This is a genomic window from Aeromonas rivuli (assembly GCF_020149575.1).
Lineage (GTDB): Bacteria > Pseudomonadota > Gammaproteobacteria > Enterobacterales > Aeromonadaceae > Aeromonas > Aeromonas rivuli.
This window is the reverse complement of sequence record NZ_CP079742.1, coordinates 378337-397861: the sequence shown is the minus strand read 5'-3', so window position 1 is coordinate 397861 and position 19525 is coordinate 378337. Positions and strand designations below refer to the sequence as shown.

Annotated in this window: 18 protein-coding genes and 1 riboswitch; of the genes, 6 read left to right on the top strand and 12 right to left on the bottom strand. The window is 61.9% G+C overall.

Annotated elements, in window-relative coordinates:
- Positions 1–2 precede the first annotated feature (2 nt).
- On the bottom strand, positions 3–1013 hold the full coding sequence (locus KYK33_RS01780; RefSeq protein WP_224431860.1) for a 5'/3'-nucleotidase SurE: 1011 nt from the start codon (positions 1011–1013) through the stop codon (positions 3–5).
- 243 nt (positions 1014–1256) lie between these two features.
- On the opposite strand from KYK33_RS01780, the gene KYK33_RS01775 reads away from it, so the two are divergent.
- Positions 1257–1895 (top strand): exopolysaccharide biosynthesis protein, encoded by a 639-nt coding sequence (locus tag KYK33_RS01775; RefSeq protein WP_224431859.1) that lies wholly within the window; start codon positions 1257–1259, stop codon positions 1893–1895.
- 462 nt (positions 1896–2357) lie between these two features.
- On the opposite strand, the gene KYK33_RS01770 is transcribed toward KYK33_RS01775, so the two are convergent.
- Complete coding sequence (locus tag KYK33_RS01770; RefSeq protein ID WP_224432923.1) at positions 2358–2939, bottom strand: penicillin-binding protein activator LpoB; 582 nt, start codon at positions 2937–2939, stop codon at positions 2358–2360.
- 198 nt (positions 2940–3137) lie between these two features.
- Between KYK33_RS01770 and KYK33_RS01765 the strand changes: the two genes are divergently transcribed.
- Entirely contained in the window at positions 3138–3773 is a 636-nt protein-coding gene (locus tag KYK33_RS01765) for a Vat family streptogramin A O-acetyltransferase (protein ID WP_224431858.1), read from the top strand.
- A gap of 322 nt (positions 3774–4095) precedes the next feature.
- Here KYK33_RS01765 and KYK33_RS01760 read toward each other — a convergent pair whose 3' ends face one another.
- The 7 genes from KYK33_RS01760 to thiC form a co-directional block, all read right to left on the bottom strand.
- Positions 4096–4635 (bottom strand): REP-associated tyrosine transposase, encoded by a 540-nt coding sequence (locus KYK33_RS01760; RefSeq protein ID WP_224431857.1) that lies wholly within the window; start codon positions 4633–4635, stop codon positions 4096–4098.
- A 643-nt stretch (positions 4636–5278) separates the two neighbouring features.
- Positions 5279–6505 carry a 2-iminoacetate synthase ThiH gene (gene thiH, locus KYK33_RS01755; RefSeq protein WP_224432922.1) on the bottom strand — a complete coding sequence of 409 codons (1227 nt, stop codon included), beginning with the start codon at positions 6503–6505 and terminating at the stop codon, positions 5279–5281.
- A gap of 35 nt (positions 6506–6540) precedes the next feature.
- Complete coding sequence (locus KYK33_RS01750) at positions 6541–7308, bottom strand: thiazole synthase (protein ID WP_224431856.1); 768 nt, start codon at positions 7306–7308, stop codon at positions 6541–6543.
- 1 nt (position 7309) lies between these two features.
- Complete coding sequence (thiS, locus tag KYK33_RS01745; protein WP_224431855.1) at positions 7310–7510, bottom strand: sulfur carrier protein ThiS; 201 nt, start codon at positions 7508–7510, stop codon at positions 7310–7312.
- Positions 7507–8280, bottom strand: a complete 774-nt coding sequence (locus KYK33_RS01740) for a HesA/MoeB/ThiF family protein (protein ID WP_224431854.1) — start codon at positions 8278–8280, stop codon at positions 7507–7509. Before KYK33_RS01740 ends, thiS begins: the two co-directional genes overlap by 4 nt.
- Positions 8270–9850 carry a thiamine phosphate synthase gene (thiE, locus tag KYK33_RS01735; RefSeq protein WP_224431853.1) on the bottom strand — a complete coding sequence of 527 codons (1581 nt, stop codon included), beginning with the start codon at positions 9848–9850 and terminating at the stop codon, positions 8270–8272. The genes KYK33_RS01740 and thiE overlap by 11 nt, the downstream gene beginning before the upstream one ends.
- Positions 9847–11892 carry a phosphomethylpyrimidine synthase ThiC gene (gene thiC / locus KYK33_RS01730; RefSeq protein ID WP_318010408.1) on the bottom strand — a complete coding sequence of 682 codons (2046 nt, stop codon included), beginning with the start codon at positions 11890–11892 and terminating at the stop codon, positions 9847–9849. Before thiC ends, thiE begins: the two co-directional genes overlap by 4 nt.
- Positions 11893–12169: 277 nt before the next feature.
- A riboswitch (TPP riboswitch) is annotated at positions 12170–12283 on the bottom strand.
- Positions 12284–12371: 88 nt separating this feature from the next.
- Here thiC and KYK33_RS01725 point away from each other — a divergent pair.
- On the top strand, positions 12372–13904 hold the full coding sequence (locus KYK33_RS01725; protein ID WP_224431852.1) for an aryl-sulfate sulfotransferase: 1533 nt from the start codon (positions 12372–12374) through the stop codon (positions 13902–13904).
- A 34-nt stretch (positions 13905–13938) separates the two neighbouring features.
- On the opposite strand, the gene KYK33_RS01720 is transcribed toward KYK33_RS01725, so the two are convergent.
- Both KYK33_RS01720 and KYK33_RS01715 read right to left on the bottom strand, forming a co-directional pair.
- Entirely contained in the window at positions 13939–14442 is a 504-nt protein-coding gene (locus KYK33_RS01720; RefSeq protein WP_224431851.1) for a hypothetical protein, read from the bottom strand.
- A gap of 98 nt (positions 14443–14540) precedes the next feature.
- Positions 14541–14957 (bottom strand): hypothetical protein, encoded by a 417-nt coding sequence (locus KYK33_RS01715; RefSeq protein ID WP_224431850.1) that lies wholly within the window; start codon positions 14955–14957, stop codon positions 14541–14543.
- Between the two features lie 90 nt (positions 14958–15047).
- Between KYK33_RS01715 and KYK33_RS01710 the strand changes: the two genes are divergently transcribed.
- Together KYK33_RS01710 and KYK33_RS01705 are read left to right on the top strand one after the other, a co-directional pair.
- On the top strand, positions 15048–15716 hold the full coding sequence (locus KYK33_RS01710; RefSeq protein ID WP_042039968.1) for a response regulator transcription factor: 669 nt from the start codon (positions 15048–15050) through the stop codon (positions 15714–15716).
- Positions 15717–15783: 67 nt separating this feature from the next.
- Positions 15784–17037 (top strand): sensor histidine kinase, encoded by a 1254-nt coding sequence (locus tag KYK33_RS01705; RefSeq protein WP_224431849.1) that lies wholly within the window; start codon positions 15784–15786, stop codon positions 17035–17037.
- A gap of 51 nt (positions 17038–17088) precedes the next feature.
- Here KYK33_RS01705 and KYK33_RS01700 read toward each other — a convergent pair whose 3' ends face one another.
- Positions 17089–17994 (bottom strand): 1,4-dihydroxy-2-naphthoate polyprenyltransferase, encoded by a 906-nt coding sequence (locus KYK33_RS01700; RefSeq protein WP_224431848.1) that lies wholly within the window; start codon positions 17992–17994, stop codon positions 17089–17091.
- A gap of 210 nt (positions 17995–18204) precedes the next feature.
- On the opposite strand from KYK33_RS01700, the gene KYK33_RS01695 reads away from it, so the two are divergent.
- Positions 18205–19506, top strand: a complete 1302-nt coding sequence (locus KYK33_RS01695) for an isochorismate synthase (protein WP_224431847.1) — start codon at positions 18205–18207, stop codon at positions 19504–19506.
- Positions 19507–19525: the final 19 nt, after the last annotated feature.

Sequence of the window (19525 nt, the reverse complement as noted above, 5' to 3'; positions counted from 1 at the left end):
GTTCACTCCTGAGCCAGACCGAACAGGCGCTGCCGGGTCAACTGCACCTTGGCGCTGGAGGCCTGAATGATGCCATCGAAGGTACTGATGGTGATGTAACCCTGCTTCACCGCCACCCCTTCCGACTGTTCATCCTGATCCTGATTATCCCCTGGGGCTATGGTCACCGCCTGTTTGCCCTTGAGCCCTTGCTTGACCAGGGGACGCACCACGGCCGCCGGTTGACCCGTGGCCTCGGCCGCCTTCTGCGTCAACACATCCACCACTTGCGGATTCTGATCCAGATCGCTGGCAAAGGCCCAGGTCATGCCGCCGCCGTTCCAGCCGATGTCGGTGAACTTGTAGCCGAGGTTGCTATCTATCTCCTCGGGCAGATTGATATTGAGCCCCATATAAGGTGGCAGCAGCGGCTGGCCCGCCGGACGGGTCGCCTCAAGCTGGCGCACTATGTCGACCACCACGGCGGCTATCTTGTGACCCTGACTGGCGTCCGTGCCCGAGTTCTGATGGGCACTGACCGCGATGGCCGGCACCTCCTGAGTCAGGGCCAGAATGGCCGCCCCGATAGTGCCCGAGTTCTCGTTCATGGCCCCCAGGTTGTTGCCAACGTTGGGGCCGGAGATGAGCAAGTCCGGCTTCTTCTGCCACTGGGCCTGGGCCGCGACCTGAATGCCATAGAGCGCCGCCATGACAGGGGTGCCTTCCGAGTAGTCGGCAAAGGACTTGCTGCTGTCCGTCTCCCCCACGCAGTAGATATTCTCTGCCGCCTTGCTCTCATCGACCGGCACCGGTTTGAAGATATTGACCGCCCCGCCCTTGCCGCTCTGCTCGGTACAGGGGGCCGAGATGATCACCTGATGACCGGCCGCCACAAGATCTTGCTGCAGGGTCTGGATGTTGTTGGTCTGCCAGCCATCATCATTGCTGATCACTATGTTGAGGGCCTGGGCCGACTGGGAGAATAGCAGGGCCTGAGCCAGGCTCACGCAGAGAATAAATGGCTTCTTGTTCATGATGTTATCCTTGAAAGCGAGGTCGCCATCCTGACGTTGCCAGATGACAGAAACATGAAATAAGCCACCAACAACATCCTCCAACGGAACCCTTCTTCCTATTTTAATTATTCAGCGAGTGACACTCTCCTTGGCCCAGCGCGGCTCCGACGCCCTATTCATCGGCGATTCACCCTGCCCCCGTATGCTGTGGCGCGCCCGGGCCCCGACAATGCGGCCCCATACTTTTTCAAGGACACAAACATGGTTGCCATCGAGCTCAAGGATCCTGACGTCCTGCTTTCCCAGACCCTGCGCAGCACAGCCCAGGCCATGGGTGAGGGTCAGATCAGCCTGCGGGAGCTGCTCGGTCTGGTGGGGGAACAGGGCATGCTGCTGTTCTGCCTGCTGCTGACGGTGCCCTTCCTGCTGCCAGTCAGCATTCCCGGTATCAGCAGCGTGTTCGGCCTGCTGATCCTCTTTATCGGTATCGGCATCACACTCAACCGGGTGCCCTGGCTACCCGCCAGACTGATGGCACGCAGCTTTGCCACCCAGCAGCTCAAAACAACCCTGCACAAGGGCGCCGATCTGCTGGCCCGGCTCGACAAGTTCGTGCGCCCCCGCCTGCTGATGCTGACCGCCAGCAGCAGTATCAATAGGGGCAACGGCCTGATGATCATGCTGGCCGCCCTCTTGCTGATGATGCCCTTTGGCGCCATCCCCCTCACCAATACCCTGCCTGCCTGGGCCATCTTGCTGCTCTGTACCGGCATGTTGCAGCGTGACGGTCTGTTCGTCGCCCTTGGCTACACCCTGGTCGCGGCCACCCTGATCTGGTTTGCCGTACTGGCCACCGGTGTCTTGATGGCAGGACAAGGGATCTCCGGCTTGCTCGGCTAGGCACAGCCGCCCCGGCGGCGTCATGAAACCACCCTTCGCGGCCCTGCCCCTGGCACTATGGCCGCGTTTTTATGGCCTGCGATCAGTAGGCATGGGAGGGGCAATACCCGCCGCGACTGCCCCAGGAGGAAGTCATTGGGCCATGGGAAGAGCGGCAACATAGAGAGGAGGACTAGCGGCGAGGCCCGATGAGGCCATCAGAATATGGCGGGCAGCAAGTGCCCCCATGAGGAATTGGGTATGAGTGGAAAAGGCAGTACGGAGAGGGGAAGTAGCGGCGGGGCCCGATGAGGTCATCAGAATAGGGCGGGCAGCAGACACTGCCCCCATGAGGAATTGGGTATGAGTGGAAAGGCAGTACGGAGAGGGGGAGTAGCGGCGAGGCCCGATGAGGTCATCAGAATAAGGCGGGCAGCAGACACTGCCCCGTCGATGACCACATAGGGCCAGATAACTCATGGTTCAGCGGTTGGCGGCGCGGCTCTCGTTCCAGAGCAACTCGCCGCTGTGCAAGTCCATCAGGCTCATGGTGAGTCGATAGCGACTCCCCTCGGAGACCAGATCCCCGTACAGCATGTAACCGGCCCCGGTCTGACGACCCAGCCGCACCAGGGAGGCCGGATTCATCCCCCCCTGCTGATACTCGAGCTGGCTGGTGATGGCGGAAACCTGACCGGGGTCGGCGAAGCTGAAACCGCCGTGGGACTGGATCCGCTGGATCATGGCCACCGCCATGGGCTGGGTGCTGAAGGGCTCACCGGTGCCGTTCTGGGGCGCCATCAGCAGCAGCATAGGACTGCCACCCTGGCTCAGCCCCTGCACCTCGGGGGCTTTCAAGAAGGCATCCGCCATGGCCAGCGCCAGACCGGTCGGCGCCACGGGTTTGGGGGCAGGCTTGACCGCTTCGGGTTCGGGCACCGGCTTGTCCGGCTGACTCACCGGCTGGCTCGGCTCAGTGACCGGCGCCGGAGTGCCGCCATAGGGATTGACCGCACAACCGCCCAACAGCACAGCACTCAGCAGCAACAGGGGACGCATCTTCATCATCTCTTCTCCGTCAAAAATCCGTGTGACGGAGCCCGCGCCCCGCATCAGCTCATGCTAGAGAAAAAGTGGCTTCGGGTCGATGGGCCCATGGGCCGGGGGCGACAAAGGCTGGCGAACCGGGGCGTACAAAAAGATGGCACTGGGCCACAAGGTTCCGTTAGGGTGTTCAAAATCCACAATCCAGAGGAGCGCCCCATGCACGGCCCCAATCCCGCCAACCCGCACCCCATGACCGGCTTCCCCCAGCTGTGCTTTATCAAGAACACCATCAAGGGGCCCAATATCGAGGTGGGTGACTACAGCTACTACGACGACCCGGAAGACTCCGCAGGTTTTGAGCGCAACGTCCTCTACCACTTCCCCTTCATCGGCGACAAGCTGATCATCGGCAAGTTCTGCGCCATCGCCCGCGGGGTCAAGTTCATCATGAACGGCGCCAACCACCAGAGCTCCGGCTTCTCCACCTACCCCTTCTTTATCTTCGGCAACGGCTGGGAGAGCGCCGCCCCCGCACCGGGCAGCCTGCCCTACAAAGGGGATACCGTGATCGGCAACGATGTCTGGATTGGCTATGAGGCGCTGATCATGCCGGGCGTCAAGGTCGGCAACGGCGCCATCATCGCCGCCCGCTCCGTGGTCACCACTGACGTTCCCGACTACGCCGTGGTCGGCGGCAACCCCGCCAAGCTGATCCGCTACCGCTTCGACGACGACACCATAGCCCGCCTCAACAATCTCGCCTGGTGGGACTGGCCGGTGGAGCGGATCAGCCAGAATTTGCAGTTGATTGGTGGCGGGGAGATAGCCGCGCTGGAAGCCGTTGCCCCATAGAAACCATCAAGCAGGAAGTGCCATAGGGTGCAATGAACGAAGTGAATTGCACCTCAATACACCCAAGGTACCGAAAATGGTGCAATGCGCTCCGCTTATTGCACCCTACGTTGATACCGCTTATGTATTGTCGCGTGGTATTTCATATTCTGGCATGGCGGTATCTCCCCATGATAAGGGATACCTGCCCTGCTGAACCCAGCGATGGAAGGTGGAATAGGGCCGTAGGGTGCAATGAACGAAGTGAATTGCACCTCAATACACCCAAGGTACCGAAAATGGTGCAATGCGCTCCGCTTATTGCACCCTACGCTGATACCGCTTATGTATTGTCGCGTGGTATTTCATATTCTGGCGTGGCGGTATCTCCCCATGACAAGGGATACCTGCCCTGCTGAACCCAGCGATGGAAGGTGGAATAGGGCCAATCTTTCGGGGCTGTTACCAATCCATGTTTGACAGGATTGATATGTATGTAATCGAGGTGATGATTGAAATCTTCCTGATCGCGGATCAAATGCTCCCAATAACGCCGCTGCCAAATACCCCGCTCACCACGATTCCAGCGTGATTCAGAACGCCCCTCTGTGTTGGGGATGGCTCTTGAAAACTTGCCCTTTATTTGGCGCCAGCGCAGGGGAAAATTGGTATCCCCTTGCGGCAATTCCAACAAGGCGTGTAAATGCTCGGGCAAGACCACCCAGCCATGGATCCGGAATGGATGGCTCTCTTGCACCTCCCTGACAACCTTCCTCAACAGATCAATCCGTTCGACCAGTAGATGGTTGTTCTGACGTTCAGCCAGCACGACAGTAAAAAACCAGGTTCCCCCCGGTTGCCATGCCCGTTTGTAATTCGCCATGTATTACCCAGCCCACAATCAACCATGTTGTTAAATGTGGTTCAAACGAAGCAAAACATGGGGTGCAATGAACAACGTGAATTGCACCGTTAGCCGTAGCAAGGCCCTTCATTAGCGGTGCAATGCGCTCCGCTTATTGCACCCTACGACTACCCCCTGAGGTTATGGTGGGCATGGTTTTGGTTCCCCCTCCAGTCCGCCGAGGGGAAGGGGCAAGGTCAGGAGCGCCATCAGGGATGATGGCGCAGCCGCAGCCGGCACAGGGATGTGCCGTCTGCGGCGGTCCGTCCGACCTTGCGCCTGACCCGAGGGCAACCGCGCAGCGGTCGGATTGGCGGGGGAGAAGACCTTTGGTGACTTTGGGTCTTTCCAAAGTCACTCGCCCAAGCCCGAAGGGCGGGCGAAACCCCTTCGAGGCCAGCGGCCTCGCGTTCTGCACGGCAAAGCCGTGCCATCAGGCTAACCGCCGCAGCGGAGTTCGGCCCAACTCCCCAAACATCACGGAACGGACGATTACGCCTACCGGCTAATCGACCCTACAATTGCACGGCAGCGCCGTGCCATCAGACTTGCCACAGGCCCGGAGTCTGGCTGGACGCCGGGATGCGGGATGCCACCGGCAAAAAGGGGGGCCTGGCCGCCCCTATCGGCCCAAAAATGCCTCCCAGTCCTTAAACACCGGCTGCAACCCTGCCTGCCTCACGGCGGCGGCCACCTCCCCTAAGGATCTGTCGTCGTGGATGGCAAATTGCTCCAGCTCCTCCTTGTCTCCTTCTGCATAACCGCCGGGCTGGGTGCGGGATTCCGCCGACATCTGGGTAATGCCAAGGCGCAGGGCGCCGTTGCGAAACGCAGGCGACTCCCGGGTGGAGAGCGACAACTCCAGAGTCGGCGAGAAGAGGCGCCAGGCGCAGATCAACTGCACCAGTTGCCTGTCCGACATGGTCACCTCGGGCTCCAGGCCGCCGGTGCAGGGGCGCAGCCGCGGGAAGGAGAGGGAATAGCGGCTCTGCCAGTGGTGACGTTCCATCCAGGCCAGATGCTCGGCGACGAAGTAGCTGTCGGCGCGCCAGTCCGGCGACAGGCCGATCAGCGCGCCCAGGCCAATCTTGTCGATGCCGGCGCGCCCCAGCCGGTCAGGGGTGGCGAGGCGCCACTCGATGTCCTGCTTGTTGCCGCGCAGGTGATGGCGGGCGTAGGCCGGGGCGTGATAGGTCTCCTGATAGACCATGACGGCATCCAGCCCCAAGGTTTTCAGCTCGGCGTACTCGGCCTGCGACAGGGGCTGCACCTCCATCGCCAGGGTGCTGAAGTGGCGGCGGATCCGCGGCAGGTGCTCACGAAAGTAGTCCATGCCCACCTTGGTCTCATGCTCGCCGGTCACCAGCAGCACGCTGTCGAAGCCGCGCGCCTTGAGGGCCAGACACTCGCGCTCAATTTCCTCTGCATTCAGGGTCTTGCGCTTCAAGCGGTTGCTCATGGAGAAGCCGCAATAGCTGCAATCGTTGGCGCACAGGTTCGACAGATAGAGGGGCACATAGAAGCCGACTGTGTTGCCGAAACGCTGGCGAGTGAGACTTTCTGCCAGCTCCGCCATCCGGGGCAGGAAGGGTTCGGCGGCCGGGGAGATCAGCGCCATAAAGTCATCCAGGCCGCGCCGTGGGTTGGCCAGCGCCCGCTCCACGTCCCGGGCCGTCTTGGCGCGGATCTGCATGCCTACGTCGTCCCACTCCAGCTCGCGCCAGCGGTCGAGAAAGGAGGGTTCTGCTTCATGCGCCCTCACCCCCGACGCCCTCACCCCCAGCCCCTCTCCCAGAGGGAGAGGGGGGCACAGTGCGGCAGAATCGGGGGACGCGTCGAAAGAGGGCATTGCCATTGGCTCTCGCCCTAAGCCAGCATCATGATTCATAACGCCCCCAGGAAATCGGTCAGGGGGCTGGAGGCCTGGGCCTGGCTGCCGCGCGCCCCGAGGCCCGCCTCATAGGCGCTGCGACCGGCCTCGCAGGCCAGCGCGAAGGCGCGGCCCATGGCGACCGGATCGCCGCTCACGGCAATCGCCGTGTTGACCAGCACCGCATCGGCGCCCAGCTCGAAGGCCGCTGCCGCGTGGCTGGGGGCACCTATCCCCGCATCCACCACCACGGGCACCCGGGCCTGCTCGATGATGATGGAGAGGAATTCCCGGGTCACCAGCCCCTGATTGGAGCCGATGGGGGCGCCGAGCGGCATGACGGCGGCGCAGCCCACCTCTTCCAGTCGCTTGCAGAGCACGGGATCGGCCCCGCAGTAGGGCAGCACCACGAAGCCCTCTTTCACCAGCTGTTCGGCGGCCTTGAGGGTCTCTATGGGGTCGGGCAGCAGGTACTTGGGATCGGGGTGGATCTCGAGCTTGAGCCAGTTCGTCCCCAGCGCCTCCCGGGCCAGGTGGGCGGCAAACACCGCCTCGGCGGCCGTCTTGGCCCCCGAGGTGTTGGGCAGCAGCTTGACCCCGAGGGCCAGCAGCGGAGTGAGGATGTCGTCGTGGCGCTTGCCGGGCTCCAGTCGCTTGATGGCCATGGTCACCAGCTGGGAGCCGCTCGCCGCGATGGCTGCGGCCATCAGCTCGGGGTGGGCAAACTTGCCGGTGCCGGTAAAGAGGCGGGATGAGAAGGTGTGATTGGCAATGGTCAGCATCTCAGCCTCCGGCGATGGCAGTGAAAAGGTGGATCTCGTCCCCGTCCTTGAGGCGGGTCTCTGGCCAGCGGCTGCGGGGCAGCACGGCGCCATTGAGGGCCACCGCCACCCCCTGGGGGGCAATCTCCTGCACCGCCAGCAGCTCGGTCAGGCGCTGGCCTGTGGGCAGCGTCAGCTCGATATCGTTCAATCGAATATTCATTGGTCATCCTTATGGCTGCCACACACCGGGCAGGCTGGATCGGGGGGCAGGCGCAGGGTCTGCCACTCGTGGGTCAGGGCATCGAAGCGGCGCAGGGTGCCCGCCACCGGGCTGGGGCGCCCGAGCAGCAGTTTGAGCGCCTCCAGCGCCTGCAAGGAGCCCATCACCCCCACCAGGGGGCCGGTGACGCCGCTGCTCTGGCAGCTCTCCCTGATTTCGGTGTCCGCCGGGTAGAGACAGGCGTAGCAGGCATGTTCGGGGGCGCTGCGCACCATCAGTTGCCCTTGCCAGCCGACGGCGGCGGCGGAGATCCAGGGTTTGCCCTGGGCCACGCAGGCGGCGTTGATGGCATGGCGGCTGGCGAGGTTGTCGCAGCAATCCACCACCAGATCCACCTCGGCCACAAACTCCGGCAGGCTCAGTGCATCGAGGTGCTGATTGATGGCGATCAGCTCCACATGGGGGTTGTGGGCCGCCAACCGCTCCCGGGCCAGCTCCGCCTTGGAGCGGCGCAGCCCCTCCCCATCGAACAGGATCTGACGCGGCAGGTTGCTGGAATCCACCACGTCGCCGTCGGCCAGCCACAAGGTGCCGACCCCGGCCCCGGCGAGATAGAGGGCAAGCGGCGAGCCGAGGCCACCCAGACCGACGATCAGCACCGACTTGGCTTTCAGCCTCACCTGCCCGGCTTCCCCTATCTCGGCCAGCATCAGCTGGCGGCCATAGCGCAGATACTCTTCGTCACGAAGAGACGCCTCGTCAGAGCGCATGTGCCACCTCCTGCGCCACTATGGCGGAGCGCGCCGGATCCCCGGCCCCCACGGCGGCCAGCAGACGGGCCGTGGCCCCCTGCCAGTCGTCGCTCCCTGTGATGGCGGAGACCAGGGCGATGCTGCCCACCCCGCTCGCCTGCACCGCCGCTATGCGCTCCTCGCTAATGCCGCCGATGGCGACCGTGGGCCAGTCCTGCATCAGGGCGCGGTAGTGGTGCAGCCGCACCAGCCCCTGGGGGCGGGACGGCATCTGTTTGGTGTTGGTGGGGAAGATATGACCCAGGGCTATGTAGGAGGGCGCCAGCTCTCGGGCCCGCATCAGCTCGAAGTAGCCGTGGGTGGAGATGCCGAGGCGCAGGCCGGCGGCCTGGATGGCGGCGAGATCCGCTGATCCCATGTCCTCCTGCCCCAGATGCACGCCGTAGGCACCGGCGGCGATGGCCTGCTGCCAGTAATCGTTGATAAAGAGCCGGGCCCCGAAGCGGCGACCCAGGGCCACCGCCGCCGCAATGGCGGGCATCACCTCTTCGGCGGGCAGATCCTTGATGCGCAGTTGCAGTGTCTTGACCCCGGCTTCCAGCAGCCGCTCCAGCCACTGCACCGAATCCACCACAGGATAGAGGCCGAGACTATGTTCGGTCTCGGCAAAGGGGCCTTGCGGCAGGCGGGCCGCGCAGACGGGATAGAGATCGAAGCGGCGATCCAGCGTTGATCCCGCCAGCACTGCCCGGGGGAAGTGGGCAAGATCCGCTGGCCAGCCGAGGTGGGCTATGGGGCCGGGGCCGACCCCCACCCCCTGCGCCCCTGCCAGCCCCTGCTGCAAATAAGCGCGGGCCAGGGTGATGGCGTCTTCAATGGGGTAGTCCAACGCATAGACGGCGGCGATGGCGCTGGCATAACAGCAGCCGGTGCCGTGACCGTGGCGGGTGTCGAGCCGCGGCGCCGCGAGCCAGAACTCCCGCTCTGCATCCTGGTAGTAATCGAGGCAGTGATCCCCGCTCCACCCAAGGTGCCCCCCCTTGACCAGCACGGCGCGGGCGCCGAGTTCCCGCAGCCGGGCCGCTCCCGCCCGCACCAGCGCCGGACTGGTCGCCGGAATGGAGGTCAATGCCTCGAGCTCGGGGCCGTTGGGGGTGATGAGGGAGAGGCGGGGCAGCAGCTGTTCGCGCACCGCCACCAGCATGTTGGGCTCCGCCATGGGGGTGCCGCTGCTGGCGATGGCGACCGGGTCATAGATCACGAAGGGGGCGCTTATCGTATCGAGCCGCCGGGCCAGCACCTCCACATGGAGCCGGGTCGGCAGCAGGCCGATCTTGATGGCGGCCGGGGGCAAGTCGACGCCGAGGGCGTCGATCTGGGCGCAGAAGCTCTGCATCAGCACGGGATCCACCATCTTCACCGCCACCGAATTTTGGGCCGTGATGGCGGAGATGACGGAGCAGCCGTGCACGCCGAGGGCGTGCAAGGTGTGCAGATCGGCCTGGATGCCGGCGCCGCCCCCGGAATCCGAACCGGCTATGGTCCAGACGATGGGTTTGGCTGCCGGTTGTGGCGCCATTGGCTTCATGCCTCTTCCTTGAGGTTGGCGGCTTGATGGTAAATTTCGCCCCCCTTCTCCTTGAACGTTTCCGCCATCTTGGCCATGCCGCTCTCCACCTCGGCCTGCACCCGCTGCTGCTGGCCATTCATGTCCACCAGCTTCACCTCTATGGTCTCCAGCTTGGCGGCATCGAGTCTGGCGGCGTAGTCGCGCACGTCCTGGGTGATCTTCATGGAGCAGAACTTGGGGCCGCACATGGAACAGAAGTGCGCCACCTTGCCGGACTCCTGGGGCAGGGTCTCGTCGTGATAGGCACGGGCTGTCTCGGGATCCAGCGCCAGGTTGAACTGATCCTCCCAGCGGAACTCGAAGCGCGCCTTGGACATGGCGTTGTCGCGGATCTGGGCGCCCGGGTGACCCTTGGCGAGATCCGCTGCGTGGGCGGCAATCTTGTAGGTGATGAGGCCCTGTTTGACGTCCTCCTTGTTTGGCAGCCCCAGATGCTCCTTGGGGGTGACGTAGCAGAGCATGGCGCAGCCGTACCAGCCGATCATGGCGGCACCTATGCCGGAGGTGAAGTGATCGTAGCCGGGGGCGATATCGGTGGTGAGCGGGCCCAGGGTATAGAAGGGCGCCTCGTGGCAGTGCTCCAGCTGCTCGGTCATGTTGCGCTCGATCATGTGCATGGGCACGTGACCCGGCCCCTCGATCATCACCTGCACATCGTACTCCCAGGCGATCTTGGTGAGCTCCCCCAGGGTGCGCAGCTCGGCGAACTGCGCCTCGTCGTTGGCATCATAGATTGAGCCCGGACGCAGGCCGTCGCCTAAGGAAAGCGCCACGTCATAGGCGGCGCAGATCTCGCAGATCTCGCGGAAATGCTCATAGAGGAAGCTCTCCTTGTGGTGGGAGAGGCACCATTTGGCCATGATGCTGCCGCCACGGGAGACGATGCCGGTGAGGCGCTTGGCGGTCATGGGCACGTAGCGCAGCAAGACACCGGCGTGGATAGTGAAGTAATCCACCCCCTGCTCGGCTTGTTCGAGCAGGGTGTCGCGGAACAACTCCCAGGTGAGATCCTCGGCGATGCCGTTGGTCTTCTCCAGGGCCTGATAGATGGGCACTGTGCCGATGGGCACCGGGCTGTTGCGCAGTATCCACTCGCGGGTCTCGTGGATGTAGCGGCCGGTGGAGAGATCCATGACGGTGTCGGCGCCCCAGCGGGTGGACCAGACCAGCTTCTCCACCTCCTCCTCGATGCTGGAGGTGACCGCCGAGTTGCCGATGTTGGCGTTGATCTTCACCAGGAAGTTGCGGCCGATGATCATCGGCTCGGCCTCCGGGTGGTTGATGTTGCTTGGGATGATGGCGCGGCCGGCGGCCACCTCGGCGCGCACGAATTCCGGGGTGATGTTTTCCGGCAGGCGGGCGCCGAAGCCCTGGCCGGGATGCTGGGTCAGCAGCAGCTCGGAGCGCACCCGCTCACGACCCATGTTCTCGCGAATGGCGATGAACTCCATCTCCGGGGTGATAATGCCCTGGCGGGCATAGTGCAGCTGGCTGACCCACTTGCCAGCCTTGGCGCGGCGCGCCTTGGGCAAATTATCGAAGCGCAGGTGATCCAGCCCCTCGTCGGCGAGGCGCTCCTGGGTGAAGTGGGAACTCAGCCCCTCCAGGGATTCGGTGTCGCCCCGCTCCAGGATCCACTGTTCACGCAGACGCGGCAGACCGCGGCGCACGTCGATCTCGGCCAGCTCGTCACCATAGGCACCCGAGGTGTCATAGACCGGCACGGATTCATTGGCTTCGAACTTGGGGTGCTCCTCGCTGCCACCGATGAAGGTATCGGCCAGGGCGATCTCCCGCAGCCCCACCTGAATGTCTGGGCGCGAGCCCTGGATGAAGATGCGTCTGGAGTTGGGGTGGGCCATGCCCTTCAAGTTATCGATAAAGCGCTGGGCGCTGGCGCGTTGCTGACGACGGCTGGCGACGGCTGGCTTGATCTGTTCAGATACGGCGTTTTCTGAAACGGACTCTGCTTCTGGTGCGGACTGGATGGGGGTAGACATAGCAAAACTCACATTAACTGGTTGAAGTTATGGGTGTTTGCTTGTCTGGAGTTCGAGGAGAAGTGATGAACCTGTGGGTGAGATGTGCTTCAAGAGGGAGCGAGCCCGGGAGCTGTGCCTCCCGGCTCTGCTGTCTGGATCCCCCCTGTTCGGGCGGGCCGTGTGACGCCGCGATGGACAGGCTGGACGGGACAGACTCCCTCTTGTGCGCCCTGACTCATCGCGGATTGACCCTTCGATGAGCGGGAGAGGCTTGTCCCTCTCCCCGCGCGGCAACCCACTGGTTACCCTTGTTTCCCTTCGCAGGTTCTAGCCTGATCAGGTTCCACGGATCCCGAATTAACGGTCTCAGCTTCGCGTCGTTCGACGGTCGGCACTCCGACAAGATGTGCGCCAGTATATACGGCCTATCTTTTAACTCAACCATGATTTTTTCACTACAATGAACCTTGTTCATTAACATAGGGATGATGTTTATTATGAACCACAAAAAGACACTTATTCTTGGCATGTGCTGCTTCGGTTTATATGGATGCGACAGTAGCAATGACAGCAAGACTCTGGCCGAGCAATTTATTTATGATCCCGCGACACAGGTTATTGAAGATGACCAGCATACATCAGTGTTTATTTCGGCATTAAATATGAATGGACTGGATACTGGCAAGATAAAAAACATCTCCTTCCATATAAAAACAAAAAATGGCAATTTTGCCAAGCCCGTCTCTGCCACATATGATTGGAGCTATCTATCCAACAATGGACTATTCAATGCTACAAATAACAGCGTGCAAGTTCCGATATTTGGCCTCTACAGTGACTATCTGAATGAGCTCACGATAGACATTCAGTATATCGATGACAGCATCTACTCATTTCCGAAGGCGATCCCCGCGGCCACCTATGTAGATAGTGCGGGTATTTACGACAACGTTAGCATCAGCATCAAGCCAACCGCCACACCGAGTTACAGTTATTTTTATCTGAAAGGGCAGCTCAAGACCCCCATTATTATGGATATAGATGGTGAAGTACGCTGGGATGCAGGTATAAAAAGGAATTCCAACCCATCAATTTTCATCAACAATACTTTTTGGACAGGGAATTTTAAGGGGGCGGCTACCGCTATCGATACTCTGTCTCTATATGGGAAAACTGGTTTTTTGAATGTCAGTGGCACAAGGATGGGTAGCGATTCTTATTTTCATCACAATATAGATCCAGGCAAGAATGGGGTGCTAATTGAACTGGACGGCACTACCGACGGGGTATTAAAAATAGAGTCATTCTTAAGTGAAATAGACGAGTCAGGCAATGTGATTAAAGAGTGGGATCTCGGCAAGATATTTTCTGAATATATGGTGCAGGAGGGGGATGACCCCAGCAACTTTGTCAGAAACGGGGTGGATTGGTTCCATATGAACGCAGCCACTTATGATCCAGCCGATGACACCTTGCTGGTCTCCAGCCGTGAAAACTTCGTGGTAAAACTGGATTACAACACAGGGAAAATCATCTGGTTACTGGGAGATGAAACTAAACACTGGTACTCCTACCCTTCTCTACAAAAGTTGGCCTTGTCACTCTCCTCAGGGCAAGTGCCTATAGGGCAGCATGCTGTATCTATCACCAAAGAAGGGAAATTGATGCTGTTCAACAACGGGCTGAAGAGTTTCAATCATCCCTCTGGCACCCCTGCTGGCATCGACCTCGCAACCAGCCAGACAGCCATCTTCGATATTGATAGTCAGAACAAAACTGGCCAGATGATTTGGAGTTTTGACGATGGTATTTATTCGGATATCTGCTCGAGTATCTATCAGGACCAGCTATCTGACCAAGGGGACTTTCTGATCAACTACGCAGCCGCCGATGACAGAACCCGAGTTGTCATCCAGGGAATAAACAAAGAGAAACAGAAACTGTTCGAGTTTACCTACCCAAGCCCAACCCCCTGCGCCACCTCATGGAACGCGATCCAGATTCCTCTCGAGAACATTCACTTCCAATAGGCAACAAGCTAGCGCCACCCGTGGCGCTAGCGCCTTAGTCATCCTCCGGATTGGGGATCAATATCTCGAGCAGCCGCCCTTCGGCATCCCGACTCAACACCAGACAGCGACCCTGTTGCAGATCCCCGGGCCCGCCGTTGCGCCAACGGGTCTGAGGCAATATCTCGACAGTGCCCAACGCCTGCAGGGTCAGGCGGTGACCGGCCACGGCCAGCAGGTTGGCCTCTGCCCGCTGCCAATGACCCTGCTCGTTGGCGTGCCATGAGGATCTGGGGCGGATCTGCAAGGCGATGCCATCCCGGCTCAGGATAGCCAGACGAGCGCCTGGTCTAAGCCGTTCCAAATCCATCTCTCCCATATCCGCACTGCCCAGTTCCAGCTCGGCCCCTTGAAACTGCAGAGTGATCCCATCTTGTCGTTCCAGCTCGACCAGCCAGAGTTCATCGGCGCAGGCGGTCTGATACACGAGAGGGAGTGATAGCAGCAAGCCCATGACTGGGCGGATGATGGGCAGGAGCGTGGAAAAAAGAGAGGGCATGGCCACCTCGATGACGGAGCAGGGTCTGCTAACTATGGTTCCTGGCGCCGGATCCTGCCGTTGAGGATGGATGACTTGGCACGGCCACCCCTCTGGCCTCAGTCATCTTCGCGACACTGGCTCAGACGCTGGCCATCGAAGCGACACTCCAGCTCCAGCCAACGCCCTTCAAACGGCGTCAGACTGCCATCCGAGGTGATGTAGCCCCAGATCCGCCCTTGTGTGACCGGCCCTTCCAACTCCATCTCGTCGGTCTCCTCCAGGGCTTCCACCTCGCGGATCAACCTCTGCTCCCCCTGTACCACCCCCTCCAAGTCAACCCAGGTCCCCCCCAGATCATCCTCGCTCAGCCCATCCTTGAAACGGGCCTGCCCATCGAGCACGAAGGGGATGCCATTGACCATCAACTGGCCCAGTTGCCAGGTAGTACGACCGGTCAGCTTGAACTCGGCCGACTGTGCAGTGCCAAGTGGCAACAAGATCAGCAGCAGGAGAGCGCAGAGAGACTTCTTCATCGGGGATCCTCGGGGTTACACTGCCATACAGGATGTCTTATCCGGTGTGAAATGGCCGTGAAATATCGGTCAAGATCAGGAGATCAACCCATGAAAATATTGGTGGTGGAAGACAATCCCCAGGTGGCAGAAACCATCATGGATTATCTGGCGCTGGCGGGGCACAGCATGGACTGTGTCTATCACGGCCAGGCCGCCCTGCAACTGCTGGCCGAGCAACGCTTCGACGTCATCATCATGGATGTGATGATGCCGCGCCTCGATGGGCTGAGCACGGTCGAGCGACTGCGGGCCGATGGCAACGCCACCCCGGTATTGTTCCTCACCGCCCGTGACAGCCTGGATGACAAGCTGGCCGGCTTTCGAGCGGGCGGCGATGACTATCTGGTCAAGCCGTTTGCCATGGAGGAGCTGGAAGTTCGGCTTCAGGCGCTGGCGCTGCGGGGTGCCCGAGTCGATGTGGGACAGCTCAGCTTCGGCGACCTCAAGGTGGATCCCGCCAACGGCCTCGCCACCCGGGCCGGCGTGACGCTGAGACTCGGCAAGATCCCGTTCCAGATCCTCACCCACCTGGTGCGTCGCGCGCCTGCGCTGGTGAGCCGCCAGGAGCTGATCGACAACGTCTGGGGGGATGAGGAGCCCGATTCCGATGCCCTGCGCAGCCACATCTACGCCCTGCGCAACGCCCTCGACAAGCCCTTCCCCAGCCCCATGCTGGAAACCCTGCACGGTCAGGGTTACCGCTTGGTCACCCCATGAATCACGCAGACCCGCGCCCTGTCAGCCCGTGGCCAGGGGTCATGACCCCATTCAGCAAGGTGACAAGATGAGCCTGCCCAGTTTACGCCGCCGCCTGATCCTGAGCCTGAGCGCGGCGGGTCTGTTGCTGCTGACCCTCATCAGCCTGCTGATGGTGGTGGCCGAAGACAAGATGGAAGAGCTGAGCCTGCAGCACTGGCTGGAGGCCGAAGTCACCCGCTACAACGATGACTGGTTGCGACTCGGGCTGGCGGCCCCGGCCCCCAGCCCGCGCCAATTCTCCAGCTACTGGACCGAGCGGGGTCGCCTGCCAGCCTGGCTCAAACCCTATCAGAGCCCGGGCTTCTTCGAACACCAGCTCGGCAAGGAGGACAAACACTTCCTGGTGCGGCCCCACCCATCCGGCCAGGGCTTGCTCTATCTGGTGTTCAATGACGATGCCGATGACTATCTGGATCCTTACGAAGACAAGTTGCATCTGACCACCCGGCTGATCGGGCTGGCCCTGCTGCTGGGTTGTATCGGCTTTGGCATCTGGCTGGTGCGCCTGATCACCGGGCCCCTTGAGCGATTGCAGCAGAGGGTCGCCCACCTCACCCCGGGCAGCGAGGATTTCATCCCCGACGCCCCCTGGCAGGAACTGAGGGACATAGAGCAGGCACTGCTGGCTGGCAAGCAGGAGGTGGCCGCCGTGTTCGCCCGGGAGCAGGAGTTCAGCCGCTTCGCCAGCCACGAGCTGCGCACCCCCAACATGGTGATCCAGGGCTCGGCCGCCCTGCTCGGCAAGGTAACAGACTTGCCCGCCCCCGCCGCCCGGGCCACCAGCCGCATTCGCGCCGCCAGCGAGGAGATGGCGCTACTGACCGACACTTTCCTGCTGCTGGGTCGCAAGGAGGCGGTGGAGCGCTCAGCTCAGCGCGTCGCGCCACTGATCCAGCGGGAGCTGGCCCGCCTCGCCCCCCTGCTGCAACGCGAGCCCCTGGATATCCGCCTCGACCTCGATGCCCAAAGCGAAGTGCAGGCCCCCCTCTCCCTGCTCGCCATTGCCCTTGGCAACCTGCTCAAGAATGCCCTGAGCTATGCCGAGGGCCACATCGAGATAGTGCTCAAGGGGGATCATCTCACCATCAGCAACCCCACGGCAGCGGCGCCGGATCAGATCCTGGGCTACGGCTGCGGCCTCACCATCATAACGCGCATCTGCGATAAGCTCGGCTGGCAGATAACAACCCGCCTGGAACAGGGGCTGTTTTGCGCCAGCCTGCGGATGAGCGACACCCGGCCGGTTAGCCCGCGCGCGATGCCACCGCCTTCACCATGAGAAGAGGCGCCCCAGGGCGCCTCTTCTGCACATGACGTCAAGGGCGGGTACTCAGGAGAGCGCCAGGCCGACGGAGAGCAACAGACTGTAGAGAAACGCGCTGATGGCGGTCTTCTTGAGGGCGCCGGTCAACACCTCACCGTCATAGCTCTGGCGCAGGGTGCGCGCGGCATCGGTGAGCGGCTTGAGGGCGGGCAGGAAGATCCAGGGCCAGAGGCTGGCAGGCTGAATCAGCAGAAAAGCCATGGTGGCGAGCAATGCCGCCCCCAGCAGGCTCCAGTGGTAGGCGATGGCGCGGTTGCGACCGAGCCGCACCGCCAGGGTGATCTTGCCGCTGGCGGCGTCCGTCTCGATGTCGCGCACGTTGTTGATGTTGAGCACGGCGGTGGCCAGCAGGCCGCAGGCGGTGGCGGGCAGCAGCAGATCCCACTGCAGGCTCTGGGTGAACAGATAGTAGGAGCCGAGCACACCGAGCAGACCGAAGAAGAGGAACACCGAAATATCGCCGAAGCCGCGATAGCCATAAGGGGTCTTGCCGACCGTGTAGGTGATGGCCGCGATGATGGCGGCCCCCCCCAGACCGACGAAGGCGAGGATCTGCAGCCACTGCTCACCGAAGACAGTGATCAACAGGGCGAGGCCGCTCACCACGGCGGCCAAAGCGGTCAGCCCCATGGCCAGACACATCTGCTGCCTGGTGATAAGTCCGGAGACCACGGCGCGCTGGGGGCCGATCCGCTCGCCATTGTCCGCCCCTGAGACAGCATCGCCATAGTCATTGGCCAGATTGGAGAGGATCTGCAGCAAAATGGCGGTCAGCAGGGAGAGCACCATGATGCCGAGATCGAAGGTGCCACGACTGGCGGCCAGGCCCGACCCCAGCAAGATGGAAGAGCAGGCCAGGGGCAGGGTTCGCAAACGCGCCGCCAACAACCACACAGAGAAGGTATTTGTCATATTTTGATGGCCAAACAATCAGATATTGATCGTGTTAAGGGTTATCGAAACGGATTTGGGTATACTTGCCAGCCTGGGAGCCGGGCTCCCTCGGGCAATGTACATGGATGAATGGGCAGATAATATATAGGAATAATCGCCCTTTTGGCATCAACCAGCGGCCGACACCCGCCCATTAGACCGCTACCCCAAGGCTCGGATACGAAATCCATGTTGGCTCAGACCCATATCAAGGAACAACTGGACGCCCTGCGTCACGACAAGGCCTGCGGCCTGGCAAGAGTGCGCGTGGCTATTGAGGTGGACTCTTTCCTCGGCTGGCTCAACGCCCAGACCCTGTACCCACGCATCTACTGGCATGCCAGGGGGAGTGATAAACCCCACTATGTGGCCCTGGGTTGCATCCACGAACTGACCGGGCCCGAGCAGATCCAGCAGACCTTTGCCCATGACAATCAGGATGAGAGCCCGCGCTATTACGGCGGCCTCGCCTTCGATCCCAGGCAGCATGACTGGCAGGGCTTTGGCTCCTGTCGCTTCGTGCTGCCACGCATCGAGCTGATACGCCGGGGCGAATGCACCCACCTCTGCCTCAATCTCTGGTTCGATGAACACAACCGGGAAGCCGAGCTGGACAGCGCCATCGCAGCCCTCGCCAGCCTGCAACCCGAAGCGCCTCTGCCGCCCCTGCTGCCCCAGCAGTGGCAACGCCACGACAGCCCGGATTTCCCCCAGTGGCAAACGCTGGTGGCGGCGGTCACCGCCCCCGACTTCCAGGCGCAAACCCCGAAGGTGGTGCTCTCCCGGGAGAGCCGGCTCGAGGGGGCCAGGGTCAATCCCTGGAGCCTGCTGGCAAGCTGGACGCTGCAGGCCGAGGAGTGCTTCCAGTTCGGTTTCCAGTTCGAGCCAGAGCAGGCCTTTATCGCCTGCTCCCCCGAGCGTCTCTATCGCCGGGAGCAGCGCCACCTCTATACCGAAGCGCTGGCGGGCACCATACGCCGCTGCGGTGACGAGGCGGCGGATGCCCTGCTCGCCGCCGAGCTGATGGGCGATGGCAAGAACCGGCTCGAGAATCGGCTGGTGCAGGCCGACATACTGCAACGCCTCGCGCCCCTGACCCATGACGCCACCCTGACCGAGCCTCGCGTACTGAAGTTGCGGCTGCTGCAACACCTCAAGTGCGACATCGAGGCCGAATTGCATCCCACCGTGAGCGACGGGCAACTGCTGGCGGCCCTGCACCCGACCCCGGCGGTAGGCGGTGCCCCCCGGGAAGCGGCCCTGCGCTTTATCCGCGACCATGAACCCCATGCTCGCGGCTGGTATGCGGGCGCCTGTGGCATGCTGAGCCGGGAAACCTCGGAATTCAGCGTCGCCATTCGCAGCGCCCTGATCAGGCCCCAAACGGTCACCTTGTTCGCCGGGGCAGGCATAGTCGCAGGGTCAGAGCCTGCCGCCGAGTGGGCCGAACTCGACAACAAGATAGCCAACGTCCTGTCCCTGCTGGGATAGCACCAACCCCCATAGCGAG